The sequence below is a fragment of the Streptomyces sp. ID05-26A genome (assembly GCF_033794685.1).
Lineage (GTDB): Bacteria > Actinomycetota > Actinomycetes > Mycobacteriales > Pseudonocardiaceae > Lentzea.
Genome location: NZ_JARAYZ010000002.1, coordinates 1239960 through 1259895, shown reverse-complemented (window position 1 = coordinate 1259895; position 19936 = coordinate 1239960). Strand labels below are relative to the sequence as shown.

Annotated in this window: 14 protein-coding genes and 1 pseudogene; 5 read left to right on the top strand and 10 right to left on the bottom strand. The window is 70.2% G+C overall.

The genetic code is table 11. The features are described from left to right. Window positions 1–43 precede the first annotated feature (43 nt). Window positions 44–1357, top strand: coding sequence for an alpha-lytic protease prodomain-containing protein (locus PV646_RS21540; protein ID WP_500343959.1), 1314 nt, complete (start codon window positions 44–46; stop codon window positions 1355–1357). A 109-nt stretch (window positions 1358–1466) separates the two neighbouring features. Here PV646_RS21540 and PV646_RS21535 read toward each other — a convergent pair whose 3' ends face one another. Beyond that, window positions 1467–2042: a GNAT family N-acetyltransferase gene (locus PV646_RS21535; protein WP_500343958.1), complete on the bottom strand. Its 576-nt coding sequence runs from the start codon at window positions 2040–2042 to the stop codon at window positions 1467–1469. Window positions 2043–2089: 47 nt separating this feature from the next. Then, window positions 2090–2728 carry a TetR/AcrR family transcriptional regulator gene (locus tag PV646_RS21530; protein WP_500343957.1) on the bottom strand — a complete coding sequence of 213 codons (639 nt, stop codon included), beginning with the start codon at window positions 2726–2728 and terminating at the stop codon, window positions 2090–2092. A gap of 83 nt (window positions 2729–2811) precedes the next feature. On the opposite strand from PV646_RS21530, the gene PV646_RS21525 reads away from it, so the two are divergent. Then, entirely contained in the window at window positions 2812–3576 is a 765-nt protein-coding gene (locus tag PV646_RS21525) for an SDR family NAD(P)-dependent oxidoreductase (protein ID WP_500343956.1), read from the top strand. 123 nt (window positions 3577–3699) lie between these two features. Next, a complete protein-coding gene (locus tag PV646_RS21520) occupies window positions 3700–5511 on the top strand; it encodes a flavin-containing monooxygenase (protein WP_500343955.1) in 1812 nt (603 codons plus the stop codon). A 90-nt stretch (window positions 5512–5601) separates the two neighbouring features. Here PV646_RS21520 and PV646_RS21515 read toward each other — a convergent pair whose 3' ends face one another. The 3 genes from PV646_RS21515 to PV646_RS21505 all read right to left on the bottom strand — a co-directional run bounded on the left by PV646_RS21515 (window position 5602) and on the right by PV646_RS21505 (window position 8331). Further along, window positions 5602–6225, bottom strand: coding sequence for a TetR/AcrR family transcriptional regulator (locus PV646_RS21515; protein ID WP_500343954.1), 624 nt, complete (start codon window positions 6223–6225; stop codon window positions 5602–5604). A gap of 136 nt (window positions 6226–6361) precedes the next feature. Further along, complete coding sequence (locus PV646_RS21510; RefSeq protein ID WP_500343953.1) at window positions 6362–6910, bottom strand: hypothetical protein; 549 nt, start codon at window positions 6908–6910, stop codon at window positions 6362–6364. A gap of 239 nt (window positions 6911–7149) precedes the next feature. After that, a complete protein-coding gene (locus tag PV646_RS21505) occupies window positions 7150–8331 on the bottom strand; it encodes a fumarylacetoacetate hydrolase family protein (protein ID WP_500343952.1) in 1182 nt (393 codons plus the stop codon). Between PV646_RS21505 and PV646_RS21500 the strand changes: the two genes are divergently transcribed. Together PV646_RS21500 and PV646_RS21495 are read left to right on the top strand one after the other, a co-directional pair. Further along, window positions 8330–8455, top strand: a complete 126-nt coding sequence (locus tag PV646_RS21500) for a hypothetical protein (RefSeq protein WP_500343951.1) — start codon at window positions 8330–8332, stop codon at window positions 8453–8455. The two genes, PV646_RS21505 and PV646_RS21500, sit on opposite strands and share 2 nt — an antisense overlap. Before the next feature lie 40 nt (window positions 8456–8495). Further along, window positions 8496–9704, top strand: coding sequence for an MFS transporter (locus PV646_RS21495; protein WP_500343950.1), 1209 nt, complete (start codon window positions 8496–8498; stop codon window positions 9702–9704). 93 nt (window positions 9705–9797) lie between these two features. Here the strand turns inward: PV646_RS21495 and PV646_RS21490 are convergent. The 5 genes and pseudogenes from PV646_RS21490 to PV646_RS21470 all read right to left on the bottom strand — a co-directional run. Then, window positions 9798–10538: pseudogene (locus tag PV646_RS21490) on the bottom strand (GH12 family glycosyl hydrolase domain-containing protein); the annotation flags it as partial. Between the two features lie 133 nt (window positions 10539–10671). Then, window positions 10672–14400, bottom strand: coding sequence for a beta-galactosidase, LacZ type (lacZ, locus tag PV646_RS21485; protein WP_500343949.1), 3729 nt, complete (start codon window positions 14398–14400; stop codon window positions 10672–10674). Window positions 14401–14433: 33 nt separating this feature from the next. Then, window positions 14434–15720 (bottom strand): ricin-type beta-trefoil lectin domain protein, encoded by a 1287-nt coding sequence (locus PV646_RS21480; RefSeq protein WP_500343948.1) that lies wholly within the window; start codon window positions 15718–15720, stop codon window positions 14434–14436. 20 nt (window positions 15721–15740) lie between these two features. Continuing rightward, window positions 15741–17033 carry a CE1 family esterase gene (locus PV646_RS21475; protein ID WP_500343947.1) on the bottom strand — a complete coding sequence of 431 codons (1293 nt, stop codon included), beginning with the start codon at window positions 17031–17033 and terminating at the stop codon, window positions 15741–15743. Between the two features lie 46 nt (window positions 17034–17079). After that, window positions 17080–19926: a glycosyl hydrolase family 95 catalytic domain-containing protein gene (locus tag PV646_RS21470; RefSeq protein ID WP_500343946.1), complete on the bottom strand. Its 2847-nt coding sequence runs from the start codon at window positions 19924–19926 to the stop codon at window positions 17080–17082. Window positions 19927–19936: the final 10 nt, after the last annotated feature.

The window sequence follows — 19936 nt, the reverse complement described above, 5'->3', positions numbered from 1 at the left end:
TCGTACGGTCTGCGGGTTATCACCCTGCGTGCAAGGAGCGGACATGAACCGCAAACTCATCGCCGCCGCCACAGCGGCGGTCACAGCGGCCGGGCTGACCATCGCGGTGGCGCTGACGACCAGCGCCACCGCGGCCGACACGGCCGACCCTGCAATGCTGGCCGCGATGGCCCGTGACCTGGGCATCTCCTCGGAGCAGGCGCGGGCGCGCCTCGACGCCGAAAAGGTCGCGGGCCAGACCGACGCCGCGCTGAAGTCGCGCCTCGGCCCGGCCTACGCCGGATCCTGGCTGGACAGCGCCGGCACCACCCTCACCGTCGCGGTCACCGACCCGGCGCTGGCGAGCGCGGTGCGTTCCCGCGGCGCCGTCGTCACCACGGCGAAGCACAGCGCGTCCACTCTGGACAGTGCGAAGATCAAGCTGGACGCCAAGGCCACCACCGCACCCGACGCCGTTCCCGGCTGGTACGTCGACGTGCGCGCCAACAAGATCGTCGTGCTCGCCCGCGCCGGCGGTGACGCGCAGGCCAGGGCGTGGGCGGCCGAGGCGGGTCTGCGGGGCGACGTCGTCGCCGTCGAGGCCAGCGCCGAGGACCCGAAGCCGCTGATCGACGTCATCGGCGGCAACGCCTACGGCCTCCCCGGCGGCGGCCGTTGTTCCATCGGCTTCGCCGTCGAGGGCGGCTTCGTCACCGCGGGCCACTGCGGGTCCACCGGCGGCCGCACCACCAACCCCGGCGGCACCATCCAGGGCAGCAGCTTCCCCGGCAACGACTACGCCTGGGTCCGCACCGACGCCGGCAACACCCCGCGCGCCCTGGTCAACCGCTACCCCGGCACGGTCCCGGTCGCGGGTTCGCAGGAGGCGCCGGTCGGCTCCTCGGTCTGCCGCTCCGGCTCCACCACCGGCTGGCGCTGCGGCACCATCCAGCAGAAGAACGCCTCGGTCACCTATCCCGAGGGCACCATCACCGGTCTGACCCGCACCAACGCCTGCGCCGAACCCGGTGACTCCGGCGGCTCGTGGCTGACCGGCGACCAGGCCCAGGGCGTCACCTCCGGCGGGTCCGGCAACTGCCAGAGCGGCGGCACCATCTACTTCCAGCCGGTGACCGAGATCCTGCAGGCCTACAACCTGCGCCTGGTGACCTCCGCCGGCCCGACCACGACCACCCCGCCGACCAGCACGACCACGACCACGCCCCCTGGCGGTGGCGACTCGTGGGCCCCGTACACCTCGTACGGCACCGGAGCCCAGGTCACCTACGGCGGCGCGACCTACCGCGTCATCCAGCCGCACACGTCCGTCCCCGGATGGGAGCCGCCGAACACCCCTGCCCTCTGGCAGCGGCTCTGACGGTCAGCGCCTCCTCATCGCCCCCGGCGGCTGCCCCCGCCGGGGGCGGTGAGGTGATCACCGAGTGGCGATCGTCCACACGGCACCGTGACCAGAGCCTTGCTCTGATTCAGGATTCGGACGAGGACGTCGGGATCGACACCTGTTCGGGCTCGTCGTCGAAGACGATGGTCGTGACCGTTCCGGTTTCCCAGTCGCGTCGCAGGATGCCGTAGCCGATCGCGTCGAAGATCGTGCCGTCCGTGGACGGCCATGCTTGGCGGTGGTGCGCTTCTTTGACGTAGCCGCATCGCCGGAACAGTCGCCGCATCGCCTGGTTGTCGTGGCGGGTGGAGCCTTCGATCCGGTGGATCGAGGGCAGTTCGGTGAACAGGTGAGCGGTGAGCCAGCGCACCGTGGCGCTGCCGACTCCGGCGCCGCGAAACCGCTCGTCCACGCGCAGGTCGAACATCGGTGTGTCGTCGTCGAGGTCGAAAAGACGGGTCATGCCCGCGAGCACGCCGTCGTGGACGACGAAGAAGGTGCGGGCCGCCGGGTTGTCGTAGTAGCCGGTGGCGATCCGCGCGAGCACGTCCGCTCTGTCGACCCGTGGTCCGGCGTGGAAGGGCCACGCGTTGCCGGCCAGGAGGTCGGCCAGGTCGTCGGCCCGCGCCGCGGTGAACCGCCGGAACTCGATGTTCCCCACCCCGGCGACGGTACCTGGATCACACGAACGGAAGTCCCGCGGTGTCCTCACGTCGAGCGCGGGAGCATCTCGTCAAGGCACCGGACCGCGGGTAGCAGGGCCTCTCTCACCGTCTCGAACACGGCCTCGGCGGTGGCCGGCATGGCCTGGAAGGCGTGGTGTTCCGCCGCCACGCGCAGGGCCACGTTGATCATGGCGGCCTGCAGGCGGGTGGGGAGGTCGTCGGCGGAGGTGCCCAGGCGGTCCGCGATCACCTGGGCGAACACCGGCTCCGCGTCGGCGTGCGCCTGGGTCCAGACGGCCCGCAGGGCAGGCTCCGTCCTCGTGAGGCGCACCAGGTCCAGCTGGACGTGCAGGTGGCTGACCAGCTGAGTGCCGTTGCGCTCGAGGTCGTCGAGCAGGTCGTCGACGCCCTGCTCGGTCCGCCAGGCGCGCAGGCTGGTGGCCATGACCTCGATCCCCGTGGTGAGCAGCGGCAGGACCGAGTTCTCCTTCGACGAGGTGTAGCGCCACAACGTGCGCAGCGAGATGCCCGCCGCCGCCGCGATCTCCTCGGCCGACGTCGCGGAGACGCCCTTCTCGGTGAACAGGCGGACCGCCTCCCCGGCGATCTCCAGTCGGGTCTCCGCCTTGCGGCGTTCGGACAGCGGCGGCCTGCCCTGTCGTGCGGAGTTCGGCTTGTCCACCCGCGCAGCCTACCATTTACGGCACATCGTGCCATTATGGCGTAACGTGCCAATAAATGTCCCTGACAGTGGAAGAGGCCGGCATGAGCGGATTCGAAGGCAGCACCGTGGTGGTGACCGGTGCGGGGTCGGGCATCGGCAAGGCGGCGGCGCTGCGGTTCGCGGGCGAGGGCGCGAACGTCGTGGTCGCCGAGATCAACGAGGACTCGGCGCGGGTCGCCGTCGCGGAGATCGAGGCGGCACAGGGGAAAGCGGTCGCCGTGGTCGGGGACCTGAGTGATCCCGCCGTGGTCGGCCGGGTCGTCTCTGTCGCGGTCGAGACCTTCGGCGGGGTGGACGTGCTGGTCAACAACGCGGCCGTCATGGACAGGATGTCCGCGCCAGCGGACGTGTCCGACGAGGAGTGGGAGCGGGTCCTCCGCGTGAACCTCACCGCTCCCTTCCTGCTGACGCGCGCCGTGCTCCCGCTCATGCTCGCGAAGGGCAAGGGCGCGATCGTGAACACGGCGTCGGAGGCGGCGTTGCGCGGCAGCGCGGCGGGGACGGCGTACACCGTGTCCAAGCACGGCATCGTGGGACTCACCAAGTCCCTAGCCGTGATGTACCGCGACGCCGGCATCCGCGCGAACGCCATCGCCCCGGGCGGCACGCTGACCGGCATCGGCACCGGCCTCGACGTCGATCCCGCCGCACGCGGTCCGCAGGTCGTCGGCCGTTACGCCCACAACTTCGGCCGCGTCGCCGAGGCCGACGAGCAGGCCGCGGCCATCGTGTTCCTCGCTTCCGACGCCGCGAGCAACATCAACGGTGCCGTCCTGCCCGTCGACAACGGCTGGGCCGCTGTGTAGCGGCGCTCGGCCTCGGGTGCTCAGCGCAGGCGGGCTGTCACTCAGTGTAGGTTTAAGTCAGTCAATTGATTGAAACTGGGGCGACGTGCCGAGGACGCGCGTCGCCCCGAAGAGAGGGTGGGCATGTCGGCACTCGAAACCCCGGGGACTCCTGACGAACTGGGATTCGACCCTGAGGCCCTGCGCGAGCGCTACCGGGCCGAGCGGGACCGGCGGGTGCGGCCGGACGGCGCCGAGCAGTACCAGCGCGCGGAGGCGGAGTTCGGTTACTACGCCGAGGACCCTTACGTGGAGCCCGGGTTCACCAGGGAGCCGGTGCGCGACCGGGTGGACGCGGTGGTCATCGGCGGTGGTTTCGGCGGACTGCTGGCGGGCGCCCGGTTGCGGCAGGCAGGTCTGGAGCGCATCCGGATCATCGAGAAGGCCGGTGACTTCGGCGGGACCTGGTACTGGAACCGGTATCCGGGCATCCACTGCGACGTCGAGTCGTACGTCTACCTGCCGTTGCTGGAGGAGGTCGGGTACGTCCCGCGGTGGAAGTACTCGCCGGGCGAGGAGATCCGGCAGCACGCGATGGCGATCGGCCGGCGGTTCGACCTGTACGCGGACGCGTTCTTCCAGACGGGGGTGCGGGACCTGCGCTGGGACGACGGCGAGTGGGTCGTGCGCACGGACCGCGGCGACGAGGTCCGCGCGACGTACGTGGTGGTGTCCAACGGGACGCTCGACCACCCGAAGCTGCCGCGCATCCCCGGCATCGAGGACTTCGCCGGGCACACGTTCCACACCAGCCGCTGGGACTACGGCTACACCGGCGGCGACGCGGACGGCGGTCTCACCGGGCTGGCGGGCAAGCGCGTCGCGGTGATCGGCACCGGCGCCACCGCCGTCCAGGTCGTGCCGCACGTCGGGCGCGACGCCGGGCACCTGTACGTCTTCCAGCGCACGCCTTCCTCGGTCGACGTGCGCGGCAACGCGCCCACCGACCCGGAGTGGGCAGCGTCGCTGGAACCCGGCTGGCAGACCCGCCGCAGGGAGAACTTCCAGGCCTATGTGACCGGACGCGAGCAGGAGACCGATCTGGTCGGTGACGCCTGGACGGCGAGCGGCCGGTTGCTCGGCAAGATCGTCCCGACCGACGCGAACGCGCACCTGGAGCCGGGGGAGTGGGAGCGGCTCGAGGAACACCTCGACTTCCGGAAGATGAACGAGCTGCGCGCCAGGGTCGACGAGGTCGTCGGCGACCCGGCCACCGCCGAACTCCTCAAACCCTGGTACCGCTACGGCTGCAAGCGACCGACCTTCAGCGACGAGTACCTGCAGACGTTCAACCGCCCCAACGTGACCGTCGTCGACACGGCGGGCCACGGCGGCGTCGAGCGGATGACCGAGAACGCGATCGTCGTGGGCGGCGTGGAGTACGAGGTGGACTGCGTCATCTTCGCCACCGGCTTCGCGGTGGGGATGTCGGACGTCATGACCGGACGCCTGCCCGTGCTCGGCAGGGACGGGGTGAACCTCCTGCACTCGTGGGCCACCGGCGGTGTCCGCACGCTGCACGGCTTCTACAGCAACGGTTTCCCGAACCTCTTCCACCTCGGCGCCCTGCAGAACGCCCCGTCGGTGAACTTCACGCACGTGCTGGACGAGAACGCCGTCCACATCGGCGAGGTGGTCGCGCAGGCACGCCGTCGCGGGGTCAAGTGCGTCGAACCGACCGCCGAGGCCGAACGGGCCTGGGTGACGACCATCCAGGAGACCTCACCCGACCGCGGGCGGTACGACGTCGAGTGCACTCCGGGCTACTACAACAACGAGGGCAAGGTGCGCGGTCCGCGGTTGACCTACGGTCCCGGCCCGGCCGGGTTCCAGCGGCTGCTGCGCGAGTGGCGTGCGGGTGACGAGATCAACGAGGTGCTCGGCGACACGGGCTGACGGCCGTCACGGCCTCGCCACCGGTCCGCGTTCGGGCCGGAAGGACTGGCGTTCGGCAGCCGGGGCGGGCTGGGGTTCGGCCGGTCGGACTCAGCGGGTCGTCGGCGCCAGGTACAGACCTGCCAGGGCGTCGATCAGGCCGGTCGCCACGACGTCCCAGATCTCCGCGCTGCGCTCCGGCAGGTTCCGTTCCCGCCGGGCGCACATGTGCACGATCAGGGCGGTCGCCATCTCGTCCCGCTCGGCGAGCACCTCGGGCGCCAGGCCGGGGAGGCAGCGGTGCAGCGCGTCGATGATCGTGCGCTGCAGCGGCGACTGACCCACGTCGACGAGGTCGAGCTCGCGCAGCTTCGGTTCCGTCATCAGCTGGACCACGAAGCGGGCGTACCAGCTGTCCGACCCCAGCGACGCGAGGTGGTGGGTGTACGGGAGGACGACACAGGCCAGCCAGTCACGCAGCTCGGTGCTGCCGGCGTGCTGCGCCAGCGCCTGCTCCCGCAACCGCTCCACCGGCTCGCTGTGCCGCAGGTGGATGGCCCTGACGAGCTCGGCCTTGCTGCCGAAGTGGTAGCTGACCGCCGTGTTGTTGCCCAGGCCCGCTTCGTCGCTGATCTGCCGGTTGGAGACGGAGAAGACGCCGTGTTCGGCGAACATGCGTTCGGCGGTCTCGAGGATGCGACCCCTCGTGTCTTCTGGAGTCTTGCCGCGAGTCATCCCTGGAGCTTTCCGGCCGGCCGTGCCCGGCACCGTGCCGGCTACTGGCGAGCAGGATAGTCAAGGGAACGCCGGAGGGCGGCCGAGCCGTCGTCCACGCCACTCCGCGCACCGCCCAGGGTGACGGGCTTGGAGCTCACGTCTCGATCCTCGGACCGAGCCGACTGAGTCGCAGCCCCCACATGCCCTCCGGCCTGCCCGACCGGTACGCGTACCAGTCGCCCTCGAGCCACTCGAACGTGATCGATCCGTCCCAGTCCTGCGCGGCGGGTTTCAAGCCGGGGCACCAGACGAACCCCGAACTCTGCGACAGACCGGGGTCCTCCGTTTCGAAGAGTGAGCATCCCCTGCTCTGGAACCGGGTCCTGAACGAGTAGAGGCCGACCGTGGTCCCCGGCGCCATGGCGGCCGTCGGAACGGCTCTCTCCAACGCCGGCCGGTGCAAGGGGAACAGCGCACGGCCGACCAGGCCACCGGACGCGACCGCCCAGCTCGTCGCGAACAGGGCGGGGACGAGCACCAGCGGCCACCATCGCCGAACGGGCCGGCCGAGGTGTCGCGCCCCCGCCACCAGCCACAACGCCGCGGCCGCCGTCCAGCCGGTGAGCGCGAGCACCAGAACGGTGTAGTAGCCGCCCGGCACGACGACTCCGGCGAGCAACAGGAAAGCGGATGTCGCCGCCACCGCCACCGGACACCACGCGGACCGCCAACCGGACAAGCCGCACCCCCATCGTCGATCATGAGGACGCCGCACCGGCACGGAGGTTGCGGCGGGACGCGACGAATCGGCGACGGCTCCTTGTCGGAAAGGCGTTGTCGTCCAGGACTTCGAGACGCAATTTCGGCAAGACCAGCGTCACGTTGGTCAAGGCGTCGAACGACAGGTGAACCACTACACCACTGTGGACTGACGACCCCCGGTCACGAGCTCGAGCCCAGCAGGCCGCGGGCGGCGAGGTTCCGCATCAGCGCGGAGATGCCGAACGTCCAGTCCGCCGCGTCCTCCGCTGTGTTCACGACGTTGGTCAACGCGCCCAGGCGGGGCGAGGAGATGCGCACGACGTCCCCGACCTTGTGGGTGAACCCCTCGCCGGGCTGGTCGCGGTCCTCGGTCGGGGCGAACATCGTGCCGGTGAACAGCACGAAGCCGTCGGGGTAGCGGTGGTGCGCGCCGATGGCGTGGGACACGAGGTCCTCGAGCTCCCGGCTGATTTCGGAGACCGGGTTCACGCCGTGCAGTTCGAAACCGTCGGGGCCGGTGACGTCCAGGGCGATCTCGGTGGCCTTGGCGTCCGCCAGGGTGAACCCGTCGTCGAACAGCCGCAGGAACGGTCCGATGGCGCAGGAGGCGTTGTTGTCCTTCGCCTCGGTGAGCAGAAGAGCGCTGCGGCCCTCGAAGTCGCGCAGGTTGACGTCGTTGCCGAGGGTCGCGCCGACAGGTTCGCCGCGCGAGTTCACCACCAGCACGAGTTCGGGTTCGGGGTTGTTCCAGGCCGAGCGGGCGAGAACACCGATGTCGGCCCCCAGCCCCACCGCCGAGAGCACCGGTGCCTTGGTGAAGATCTCGGGGTCGGGGCCGATGCCGACCTCGAGGTACTGCGACCACAGACCTTCGGCCTGGAGAACCCTCTTCACCTCCGCGGCCTCCGCCGACCCCGGCCTCAGGTGGGAGATGTGACCCTGGACGATCGCGCCGATCTTCTCGCGAACTTCCTCTGCCCGCCTGGGATCCCCGTCGGCGCGCTCCTCGATGACCCGCTCGAGCATGCTGCGGACGAACGTCACGCCGGCGGCCTTGAGCACCTGCAGGTCGACCGGCGCCAGGAACCGGGGGACGGTACCGGCCGGGTTCGCCGTGGCGGCCAGCACGTCCGCGAGTGGCCACGACGTGGCACCAGGGTGGTTCTGGACGATCTCCAGCGCGTCCGGCCGCTCCAGCAGTGCCGAGACGGTCGGTGCCGCGGTCGACAGGTCGACGACCTCGTCGCCGCGGATCATCACGACCGAAGGGCCGCCCGCGGACGGGTCGAAGACCCTCGCGACGAGGGTGGCGTCCGCTGCGTCCCGGGGGAGAACGGTGGCGGCGTCGAGTGAGATCCCCATGAACAACCTTCCTGCTCGCATCGCGGATCAGTTCGAGGCGTCGACAGGCTCGCTCTTCGCCGGGAAACCACCCGACGAGGAGGACGTGCTCCTCTACGGTAGCCACACCGAGCCCGTCACCTGATGAGAAGATGCCGCCACCATCCGGAGAACCCGCCGTCCGCATGCCGGCTCTGCTGCGGGAACGGCGTTTCGCGCTGTACCTCGCCGGCCAGTTGCTCTCGCAGATCGGCGACGGCATCTATCTCGTCACGCTGCCGTTCGTCGTGCTCGACCAGGGTGGTGGCGCTGCGAACCTCGGCGTGGTGCTGGCCTGCTACGGAGTGGCCAGGCTGGCCTTCCTCCCGGTCGGCGGAGCGCTCGCCGACCGCCTGGGTGCCCGGCCGGTGATGCTCGCCGCGGACGCGCTTCGTGCCGTCGTCGTGCTCGGGTTCGTCGTGCTCGCCGCTCGTGGTCACATCCCCCTGTGGGCCATGATCGCGGTCGCGGTTCCGTTCGGCGCCCTCGGCGGGATCTTCATGCCTGCCTCGTTCGCCGTGTTGCCGCAAATCGTCCGTCCCGACTCGCTCGCCGCAGGAAACTCCCTGATCCAGGTCGTGCAGAGCACGTCGAGGATCGCCGGTCCCGCGCTGGGCGGGATGCTCGTCGCGTCGCTCAAGAGCGGTGTGGGGCTGCTGATCGACGCGATCACCTTCCTGGTGTCCAGTCTGACCCTGATGGCGATCCGGCCGGCGGGCGACACACCAGACGGAACGGCGGCGCACCACGACGGCGACGGACTGCGGACCTGGCGTTCGGTGCTGCGGTACGCCGCCGGCTCACCGCTGGTGAGGACGACCCTGCTGACCACGCTTGTGTTCAACCTCGCCGCGGTCGGCCTGATCGAGATCGCGCTGCCGGTCTTCGCCCGGGACTCGCTGGGCCGGGGAGCGCTCGGGTTCGGCGTCGTGATGGCCGGCCTCGGTGCCGGATCGGTCGCCGGAGCGCTGCTGGGCCCGGTGCTCCTGCGCCTGCGCCGTCGCGGCCTGGTCGCGCTCTGCCTCGGCGTCGCCGAGGGACTCGCCATGACGAGCGTCCCGCTGGGCTCCTCGCTGCTGATGGCGACCGCGGCGATGTTCACCGCCGCGTCCTTGCAGGCCACCGTGAACGTCTTCTACATGACGATGCTGCAGAGGACGGTGCCCGCCGGAGCGCTGGGCAGGGTCATGAGCCTGCTGGCGACCTGTGCCGGTCTCGCCTATCCCGCCTCCGCGTTGCTCGCAGGGACAGCACTGGGCACGATCGACCCGGAGGTCGTGATCGTTCTCGCCGGACTGGGGGTGTCGGCGTCCTTCGCGGTCGGGTTCCTCAGCAGGCCGTACCGGAACCTCTGACCCGCAGGAGCGTCAGTCGTCCGGCTCGAGGTGCCTGAGAGGAAAGCAGCGTGCACTTTCCTCTCAGACAAGTGGAGGACGATCGGCTCAGCCGCTGACGGAGGCCGAGAAGTTGTCGACCGCCAGACCGACGCCGCCGTTCCACGGCTCGAACCCGGCCTGGATGCTCGTCAGGTACCAGGAGTTCGTGATCGCGCCGCGGTTGCGCACGTCGTTGACGAAGTCGAGCACGTTGAACGACCACGAGTTGATCGGTGACTGGGCGAGGTAGGAGATGACGTTGTTGGACCCGTTGCTGCCGCGCCACACCTGCCAGGTGCGCCCGCCGACGGTGGTCGTGCCGACCACGCTGCCGATGGGCTGGATCGAGCCCTGGCGGTTGAACCAGATCATGATCTCCATCTGGTTCACGCCGTTCGTCTTCGGCGTGGGGTCGAGCCAGATGTCGTACGAGGCGTTGTAGGTGCCGCCCGCGTAGCGGTAGTTGATCGACGACGTGGCGCTGCGGATCCGGCTGACCTGCATCGGCAGGGTCGAGCCGGGGGAGCAGTTGGTGTAGTGGCAGCCGAGGAACACCGACGGGTACGAGACCGGCGCCCCGTTCGTCGGTGCCGAGCCCTGCTGCCTCGTGATCTGGAAACCGGACGAGGTGGCGTTGATGCACTGCTGTGCCGAGGTGCCCCACCGGTTGTTCTGGACCACGTAACGGCCCTGGATGGTGGTCGACCCGTACTGGTCGCAGATGGTCACGTCCGCCTGGGCCGTGCCCGCGGTCGCGACGAACGTGCTCGCGACGAGCAGACCGGCGGCGACGGCACGAATGGTCTTTCGCATGACGACTCCTGGGACAGGGGTTCTGGGAGCGCTCCCAACGTAGCGAGCCCTCACCGGGCGGGCAGATCGGCGGCGGCGGGATCGTCGAACGCGCGTCGAATCGACAGGTCGTCGACGTCGTCGCGCGTCCGGTTCACAGCGGTTGGAGCGCGAACCGCTGGTTGAGCCCGGAACCCGCGGCCCACTGGGAGATGCGGGCACCGTCCACTGTCGACTGTTCCCAGACGTCCGCGGCGAGGCCGCTCTGTCGGTTGACGAAGCTCACGACGCCGAGCCCGTGGTCGACCACCTGCCACTGCTGGGCGGTCGAACCGGTGTCGGGTTGCTGGGTGATGTCGGCGCCGCTGCTCGAGCTCGCGACCTGGAGCACGAGACCGCTGTGCCGCGCGCGGATCCGGTAGAAGCCGCCGCCGGAGTCGAGGAAGTCGAACACCTGGTTCAGCCCGCCCGTGGCGGCCCACTGGATCGCGGCGGCACCCGCCGCGGTGGACCCGCCGCTGATGTCGGCCAGCTTGCCGCTGTGCTGGGCGACGAGCCGGTAGTCGACACCGGTCCGCACCGGTCCGCTGCCGCCGCCCGCGCTGCCGACCGGTGCGCGGGACAACGCGAGCGCCTGGCCCAGGTCGGGCAGCGGCTTCAACCGGTACGTGTAGGTGTAGTCCCGGTTGGGGAACAGCTTGTAGGTGTCGAGCGGGTGCGCGCCCCAGCTGTCGTTGCCGCCGACACCCGTCTGGCGCAGGTTCAGTCGCAGCACCACGTCCTGCCGCCGGGTCAGCTGGTAGTCGTGCCGGACGCCCTTCGAGAGGTCCTCGGGGGTGAAGTAGGTCGCGTTCACCTCCAGCGGCTGGTCGCCGCACGCGAGCAGGCCGCGGCCGCTGCCGTTGACCAGGGCGACCCAACGGACATCGGTCTTGTTGCCGTTCTCCTGCGGCCGCAGGTACCCGGTCCACTGCTCGGCCACGGTGGAGGAGTACACGCCGACGTCGGAACCCGTCTTGCGGTCCCACTGGTTCTCGTGCGGGCCGCGGCCGTAGTAGCGCAGCCGGGAGAGTTCACCGGGCAGGAGGAGCATCGTGCCGACCTCGGGGATGTAGGGCAGGCTCGGCGATCCGGGGTGCAGGGTGGTGTCGACCTTGATCTCGCCGTTGCCGTAGACGGTGTACGTCATCGTGAACGTCGACACCGTGCTGGTCGGCAGGGTGCCGCTGACGGTGATCCGCGCCGCGCGGTCCGACGGCCGGTCGAGCGTCACGCGGCTCACCGTCCGGTTCGCGCCGGCGTTGCGCCAGGTGGCGTTGCGGCTCGGGTGGCCGTTGCCGACGTCGTTGTCGGTCGGCGCCCGCCAGAAGTTCGGCACGGGCCCGGAACCGAGCAGCCGCATGCCCATCGCCTCGTACGAGGTGATCACACCGGTGGACTTCGCCACGACGACGGTGAAGCCCTGTCCGACGACGGTGATGCGGTCGCCGGTCTCGGTGGCGGTCAGCACCGGTACGGACGTCACCGGTACCGGCACGACCGGAGGACTGCCGAGGCTGACCGGCAGCTGTTGCTTGGCCACCTCGAAACCCGCGCCGGCCCACGGGGTCGAGGTCCGCAGCTTGAACGACAGTTGCAGGAAGTGCTCCTCACCCGGTGCGGGGTTCGCCGGGCGCTGGACCGGTAGCTGCACCGTCTTGGCGGACAACGGCGGGATGTCGGCCTGCGCCGCGGTGAGCTGTCCACTTTGGACGACCGTGCCGTCGGCGACGAGCGCCCACTCGGCGACGAACTCGCCGACGTTGGTGAAGAGATGCTCGTTGGTGATCCGGACGGTGTCGAAGGAACCGCCGGCGGTCACGTTGATCGCCTGGTAGACCTGCTTGACCTCGACGGCCTTGCCGCTGATCCGCCGGTCGGTCGTGACGATGCCGTCACCACTGAACGCGCCGTCGTTCGGGTTGTCGCCCCAGTCGCCGCCGTAGGCCTGGTACGTGACACCGGACGAGGTCTTCCAGGTGAGTGCCTGGTCGGCGAAGTCCCAGATCCAGCCGCCCTGCAGGACCGGGTTGGCCCGGATGACGTCCCAGTACTCCTTGAGGTTGCCGGTGGAGTTGCCCATGCTGTGGGTGTACTCGATCATCACGTACGGCCGGGTGTCGGAGGTGTTGCGCGCCCGGTTCGCCACTCCTGCCGGGCTTTCGTACATCGCGGACCGGATGTCGCTGACCTGGGGCCGGTTGTCACCCTCGTACTGGATGATCCGGGTCGGGTCGGCCGCCCGGATCCAGTCGCGCATGGCGACGAAGTTGCTGCCACCGCCGGCCTCGTTGCCGAGCGACCACATGATCACCGAGGGGTGGTTCTTGTCCCGGTGCACCATCTGCGCGGCCCGGTCGAGCACGTTCGAGGTCCAGTCCGACCTCGACGCGGGGTAGGTGTCCCGGATCCCGTGCGTCTCGAGGTTGGTCTCGTCCAGCACGTACAGCCCGTACTCGTCGGCCAGGTCGTACCACAGCGTGTTGTTCGGGTAGTGCGACGTGCGGACCGAGTTGATGTTGAGCTGCTTCATCACGGTGATGTCGAGGACCATGTCCGCCCGGGTCAGTGCCGCGCCGCGGTCGGGATGCATCTCGTGCCTGTTGGTGCCGCGCAACGACACCGGCTTGCCGTTGATCCGCATCAGGCCGTCCCTGAGCGCGAACTCGCGGAAGCCGACCCTGGCCGACACCGTCTGGACGATCGCGCCCGCAGGGTCCTTCAACGAGAGCACCGCGGTGTAGAGGTTCGGTTTCTCCGCGGACCAGAGCCTCGGTCCCTGCACCGCCTTCGAACCGCGGCCGGTCACCTCCTGGCCCGGCGAGGGCGAGTTCATCGCCGTGCGCAACGGTTCCGGCCACACCGGTTGGCGATTCTGGTCGTACAGCTGGGTTTCGACCGTGAACGTGCCCGTCTGCTGCCCGTTGTTGCGCACGACCACCGCCACGCCGAGGTCCGCGTTGGTGTAGTTGTCCCGCAACGGCGTGGTGATGGTGAAGTCGCGCAGGTGCACGGGCGGCAGCGAGTAGAGGAAGACCGGCCGGAAGATCCCGGACAGCCGGATCATGTCCTGGTCCTCCAGCCACTCCCCGTCGGGATACCGGAACACCTCGACCGCGACCAGGTTGGTCCCGGTCCGCACGTGGTCGGTGACGTCGAACTCCGAGGGCGTGTAGGAACCCTCGCGGTACCCGACCTTCGTGCCGTTGATCCACAGGTAGAAACCGGACTTGACCCCCTCGAAGTGGAGGTGGATCCGCCGCCCCTGCCACGCCGAGGGCAGCGTGAACGTCCTGCGGTACTGGCCGACGGCGTTGACCCGCTGCGGTGCGAACGGCGGCTGTGCGTTCTCGTTCTGGCCGTTGCCGCCCCACCACGGGTAGGTGACGTTGACGTAGATCGGGTTGTCGTAGCCGTGCAGCTGCCAGTTGGCGGGCACGGGCAGGTTCGCCCAGCCGCTGTCGTCGACGTCGGTGCGCCAGAAGTTCAGGTCGCGGTCCGCGGGTTTGGCGACGTGCTTGAACTTCCAGGTCCCGGTCAGGTCGAGCCGGAACGGCGAGGCCGAGCGGTCGGCCGCCAGCGCCTGCTGGAGATCGGCGTACGGCATGAGGGTGGCGTGTGCGGGCTGGGAGTTCACCTGGAAGATCCCGATGTTGTTGTTCCACTCGGGGTACCCGTTGGGCGGATCGGGCCACGCCGCCGCCGACACCTCGGCCGGGGTCCCCGCACCGGCAGTGCCGGTCAGCGCGGGTGCGGCGAGCGCTGCCAGACCGCCACCGAGGAGGGTGCGCCTGCGGATCGAGTGAGGACGGGCCGGTGCAGGCTCGTCTGGTGCGTTGGACACGGCTTCTCCTGGCTTTCGGCGGGGCGGGTGACGTCAGGCCTTGGCCCAGCGCTGGTCGGCACTGCCCCGGCAGGTCGCCACGGTGACGGCCGCGCCGTTGCCCGTGCCGCCGGAGGTGAGGCAGAGTCCGGTCTGGACGCTCGTGACGGTGCCGCCGCCGACGTTCCAGCCCTGGTTGGCGCCGCCGTGGCAGTCCCAGATCTGCACCCTGGCACCGGAACCGGCGTTCGTGGGCGCGTCGAGGCACTTGCCGCCGACCTGGAGTGCCTGACCGTTCTGGGTGAACTGCTGGTTGGTGTTGGTGTGGCAGTCCCAGGTGATCAGCTGGGTGCCGTTGGCCGTGCCCGCCCCGGACACGTCGAGGCAGCGGCCGGAGGACTCGCCGCGCAACCGGAACGACGTGGGGGCCGGCGTCGTGTCGCCAGTGAAGAACTTCCACACCTCGGTCTTGACCCAGCTGCGGGCGCCGCTCTCGCACCCCGCGCACCCGTCCACCGGTCCCTGCTGGTGGCCGCCGTCGAACGGGGCCCACACCACCGGATAGCCGCTGCGGCAACCCGAGTAGGCGGTCGTGATGTGCGTGTTGCTGCCCCGCGCGGGTTCCGGGGCGTTCTGCGCCGTGCAGCCGTTGTTGCGAACCCAGCGGTCGCGCTGGCCGCGGCCCGACCCGATGTTGTCGCCGATGCCGTGGATGCCCATGAACGCCACGGGCGCGGTACCACCGGAGCATCCGCTGATCTCGCCCGGTGAGGCGATCGCGGCGATGGCGCGGAACACCGTCGGGCGGGAGCAGGCGAGCGAGATGCTCATCGCGCCGCCGTAGCTGAAGCCGAGCGAGAAGCGCTGCGTGGTGTCGACGCAGAGGTCGTTCTCGATCCGGCTGAGCATGTCGTCGACGAACCGGACGTCCTCGCCGCCGGAGTTGCCCCAGCCGTTGTTCAGCCCCTGCGGCGCGACGAAGATCGTCGAGTTGTTCGCCAGGCGGCGCAGTCCGTAGTGGGCGTAGACGTCACCGTCGCTGCCGCCGCCCGCCACCTGGCCGGACGTGCCGCCCAGCCAGTGGAACCCGAAGACCAGCCGGTACTGGCGGGTGTTGTCGTAGTTGTCCGGGATGCTCAGGATGAACGACCGGTTCTTGCCACCGCTCTGGATGGTCTGGTCGCCGTTGCGCAGCGTGGGGGCCTTGCCGCAGCCCGCGGTGCCCGCGAGCACGGCCGGGTCGGCCGGTGCCTGCGCCTGGGCGGCACCGGCGCCGGAGAGGACCAGTGCGGCCGCCGCGATCAGCGACCACGCCCGTCGTTGGATGGTGTTGCGTCGCATGGGTTTCTCTTCCGTGGTCGTCACGCGGCTGCGCACGTCTTGCCGTTGAGGGCGAACGAGGCCGGAGCGGAGGCGTTACCGGTGTGGTTCGCCTGGAAGCCGACCGTGATGGACGCGTTCGGCGCGATGTCGGCGTTGTAGGACACGTTCCTGGCCGTCACCTGGCCCGACGCGGGGGAGTAGGTGGCGCCCCAGCCGGAGGTGATGGTCTGGCCGCCGGGCAGGGTGAAGACCAGCGACCAGCCGCTGACCGGCGACGAGCTCGTGTTCGTGATGGTGATGTTCGACGTCAGGCCGGTGTTCCAGGCGTTGATCACGTCGCCGACCCGGCAGTCCGCGCCACCCGGCGGGTTCGAGGTCGTCGTCGTGGTGGTGGTCGTGGTCGTCGTCGTGCCGGGACCACCGTCGAACTGGGTGATGAACTTCCACGCCTCACCGGACGTCCAGGTGCGCCAGCCGTCGCCGCCCGAGTCGATCGGGCCCGGGGTGTGGCCGCCGTCGAACGCCGCCCACACCACCGGGTAGCCGGCGCGGCAGCCGCTGAAGGCCGTGACGACGTGCGTCCTGCTGCCGGCCCGCGGTTCCGGCGCGTTCTGCGCGGTGCAGCCGTTGTTGCGGACGAACCTGTCACGCAGCCCGCGGCCCAGGCCGATGCCCAGGACGTTGTCGCTGATGCCGTGGATGCCCAGGTAGGCGATGGGGTCGCTGCCCCCGCTGCAGCCGCTGAGCTCGGCACCCGAGTAGACGACGACCGCGCGGAAGACCTTGGCGCGGGCGCAGGCGAGCGCGTAGGACATGCCGCCGCCGTAACTGAAGCCACCGGCGTAGCGCTGGGCCGTGTCGACGCACAGGCTGTTGTCCAGCAACCGGACCAGGTCGTCGATGAACGTCAGGTCCTGCCCGCCGGGGTTGGCCCAGCCGTTGCCGTTGCCCTGCGGTGCCACGAAGATCGTGCCGTTGTTCGCGGCGTCGGAGAGCCGGCGCAGGCCGTAGTACGACCAGTTGTAGCCGTCACCGCCGCCGGAGTCGACGTCGTTCGCGGTGCCGCCGCGCCAGTGCAGGCCGACGAACAGCCGGTACTGGCGGTTGTTGTCGTAGCCGGGTGGCACTCGCAGGATGTACGAGCGGTTCTGGCCGCCGCTGCTGATGGTGTGCTGGCCGCTGGTGAGAGCCGGTGCCTTGCCGCACCCGGCCGTGCCGGCCAGAGCACCGACCTGGCCCGGTGCCGTGCCGCCGACGGCGATGCCCGCCGCGCCCAGGAAGACCACGGCGCTCGCGACCGCCATGGCGAGCACGACCCTACGCCGGGACATGGCCGGACCCCTTGTGCTGCTGGAACATCGTCGTTCCTCCGGTTCGTCACGCTGGTTGGAGTTGGAATCGCTGGTTCTCGCCCCCGCCGGGCGTCCACTGGGAGATCCGGGCGCCGTCGGCGGCCGAGGCCTGCCACACGTCGAGGGCGAGCCCGCTCAGCCGGTTGACCAGGCTGACGACCCCGCCGCCGTGGTCGGTCACGCGCCACTGCTGGGACGTGGCACCGGTGTCGGTCTGCTGGGTGACGTCGGCGCCTGTGGCCGTGCTCGCGACCTGGAGCACCAGGCCGCTGTGCCGAGCCCGGACGCGGTAGTACCCGCCGCCGGAGTCGAGGAGGTCGAACTGCTGGTTGAGCCCGCCGGTCGAGGACCACTGCTGCACCAGCGCGCCGGGCGCCGTGGACGCGCCGCTGATGTCGGCGTACTTCCCGCTGTGCCGTGCGATGAGCCGATAGGGCACGCCCGGTCGCACTCCCGAACCGGTGCCCTGGCCGGTCGCGCGGTAGGTGTGTCCACCTTGGACGGTGAACTCCACGACGTCGGCTTCGGGTTTCACGGCCGGGACCACGGCACCGGTGGTCGTGTCGCGCAGTTCGTGGGTGCCGGTGAAGATCCGGTTGCGGACGCGGATCGTGCCGCCCCGGTCGGCGGTGACGGACAGCGTGATCGCGCCGTCGGCCGCCCACGTCGCGCCGACCGTGTACCCGCCGCGCCCGCGCAGCCCGGTGACACTGCCCGCGGGCCACGCCGGTGGCAGGGCGGGGAGCACGTGCAGCTCGCCGTTGTGGCTGTGCAGCAGCATTTCCGCGATGCCGGAGGTCGCCCCGAAGTTGCCGTCGATCTGGAACGGCGGGTGCAGGTCGAACATGTTGGGCGCCAGGCGGTCGGTCGTCACCAGGGACCGCAGCAGGTCGTGCGCCCGCGATCCCTCCTCCAGCCGTGCCCAGTAGTTGATCTTCCAGGCGAGGGACCACCCCGTGCCCGCGTCACCGCGCAGTTCGAGGGTGCGGCGTGCGGCCGTGTGCAGTGCGGGCGTGCCGCGCCTGGTGATCTGGTTGCTCGGGTGCAGGCCGTACAGGTGCGAGACGTGCCGGTGGTTCGGTTCCGTCTCCACCCAGTCGTAGAGCCATTCCACGACGTTGCCGCGCGACCCGACCTTCGTCGGGGCGAGCCGCTGGCGCGCAGACCGCACCTGTGCGCGGAAGTCGGTGTCGACGCCCAGCACCTCGGACGCGCTCGCGCAGCCGTCGAAGAGGTCGCGCAGGATCTGCGTGTCCATCGTCGGCCCGGCGCACACCGACGCGTTGGCGTGGTGGTTGAGCTCCGGCGAGTTCGACGGGTTGGTGACGAGGTGCCCGAGGCTCGGCTCGGTGACGAGCGTGTCGAGGAAGAACTGCGCGCATCCCTTGAGCGCCGGGTAGTACGTGCGCAGGAAGTCCACGTCCCCGGTGAACCGGTAGTGGTCCCAGATCAGCGTCGAGAGCCACGCCCCACCCGTCTGCCACATGCCCGCCGCCGCGAAGTCGACGACCGAGGTGCCGCGCCAGGCGTCGGTGTTGTGGTGGGTGACCCAGCCGCGCGCTCCGTACTGGACCTGGGCGGTGCGCGCGCCGGTGATGGTGAGGTCGTTGACCATGCGGAACACCGGCTGGAAGCACTCACCGAGGTTGGTGGTGTCCGCCGGCCAGTAGTTCATCGGCAGGTTGGCGTTGATCGTGTACTTCGAGTCCCACGACGGCGCCATCTGGTCGTTCCAGATGCCCTGCAGGTTCGCCGGTTGCGTGCCGGGCCGCGACGACGAGATCAGCAGGTAGCGGCCGTACTGGAAGAGCAGCGCGGCGAACTGCGGGTCGGACGTGCTCGCGTGCCTGCTGATCCGGACGTCGGTCGGCTGGTCGGCCGCCGCCGTCCGCCCCACGTCGAGCGTCACGCGCCCGAACAACGCCTGGTGGTCGGCTACGTGCCGTGCTCGCAGGGTGTCGAAGGAGCGGCCCTGCGCGGCGCTCAGACGGCTGCGGGCGATGCCCTGGTAGTCGCCGTTGACGGTCCGGAAGTCGACGTAGCTGGTGCCGATGGAGATCAGCACGGTGACGGCGTCGGCGCCGCTCACCCGCACCGTCCCCGCCGAACTGGTGACGGTGCCGCCCTCGGCCACCGCCCTGGCCAGTGCGAGGAACCGCACGGTGCCCGCGATTCCCCGCTGGGTGCCGGAGATCCCGTCCAGCGCGATGGTCGTGGCGTCCGGGCTGGACGTCGTCGTGCGCTGCGGTGAGCCGAACGACGCGGTGAAGGAGACCGAGCCCGGCGTCTCCGCGGTCAGGCGCACGACGATCACCTGGTCCGGCGCGCTGGCGAACACCTCCCGCCGGTGGCGCACGCCGTTCACCACGTAGCCGACCGCGGTCGTCGCCGTCGTGAGGTCGAGCGTGCGCTGGTACCCGCTCGCGGTTCCGGACGGCAACGTCAGCCGCAGGTCGCCCACCGGCTGGTAGGCGAGCTGACCGGCCGGGCTGCCCAGCATCGTCTGGTCGATCAGCGACTGCGCCTGCGTCCACTGGTTCGAGAACACGAGCTGCCGGATCTGGGCCAGGGATCCGGCACCGCGTGGGTTGCTGTAGTCGTGCGGACCCCCTGCCCAGACCGTGTCCTCGTTGAGCTGCAGGCGTTCGATGTCGGTGTTGCCGAACACCATCGCGCCGAGCCGCCCGTTGCCCACCGGCAGCGCGCGCAGCCAGTCATTGCCGGCCGGGCGGTCGTACCAGAGCGCGAGGTCGTTCGCCGCCCGCACCTCCTCGGGTGCCGCCGAGGAGGTACCGGTGGCCGTCCACCCCGCCTGCGTCAGCACGGCTCCCGCGCCGAGCTTCATGAGCTGCCGCCGGTTCAGGTCGGACATGTCGGTCCTC

Excerpts from the sequence above, each read along its gene's own strand:
- PV646_RS21540 (WP_500343959.1), top strand. The coding sequence starts at position 44 with ATGAACCGCAAACTCATCGCCGCCGCCACAGCGGCGGTCACAGCGGCC.
- PV646_RS21525 (WP_500343956.1), top strand. The coding sequence starts at position 2,812 with ATGAGCGGATTCGAAGGCAGCACCGTGGTGGTGACCGGTGCGGGGTCG.
- PV646_RS21520 (WP_500343955.1), top strand. The coding sequence starts at position 3,700 with ATGTCGGCACTCGAAACCCCGGGGACTCCTGACGAACTGGGATTCGAC.
- PV646_RS21515 (WP_500343954.1), bottom strand. The coding sequence starts at position 6,225 with ATGACTCGCGGCAAGACTCCAGAAGACACGAGGGGTCGCATCCTCGAG.
- PV646_RS21500 (WP_500343951.1), top strand. The coding sequence starts at position 8,330 with ATGAACAACCTTCCTGCTCGCATCGCGGATCAGTTCGAGGCGTCGACA.
- PV646_RS21505 (WP_500343952.1), bottom strand. The coding sequence starts at position 8,331 with ATGGGGATCTCACTCGACGCCGCCACCGTTCTCCCCCGGGACGCAGCG.
- PV646_RS21495 (WP_500343950.1), top strand. The coding sequence starts at position 8,496 with ATGCCGGCTCTGCTGCGGGAACGGCGTTTCGCGCTGTACCTCGCCGGC.
- PV646_RS21480 (WP_500343948.1), bottom strand. The coding sequence starts at position 15,720 with ATGCGACGCAACACCATCCAACGACGGGCGTGGTCGCTGATCGCGGCG.
- PV646_RS21475 (WP_500343947.1), bottom strand. The coding sequence starts at position 17,033 with ATGTCCCGGCGTAGGGTCGTGCTCGCCATGGCGGTCGCGAGCGCCGTG.
- PV646_RS21470 (WP_500343946.1), bottom strand. The coding sequence starts at position 19,926 with ATGTCCGACCTGAACCGGCGGCAGCTCATGAAGCTCGGCGCGGGAGCC.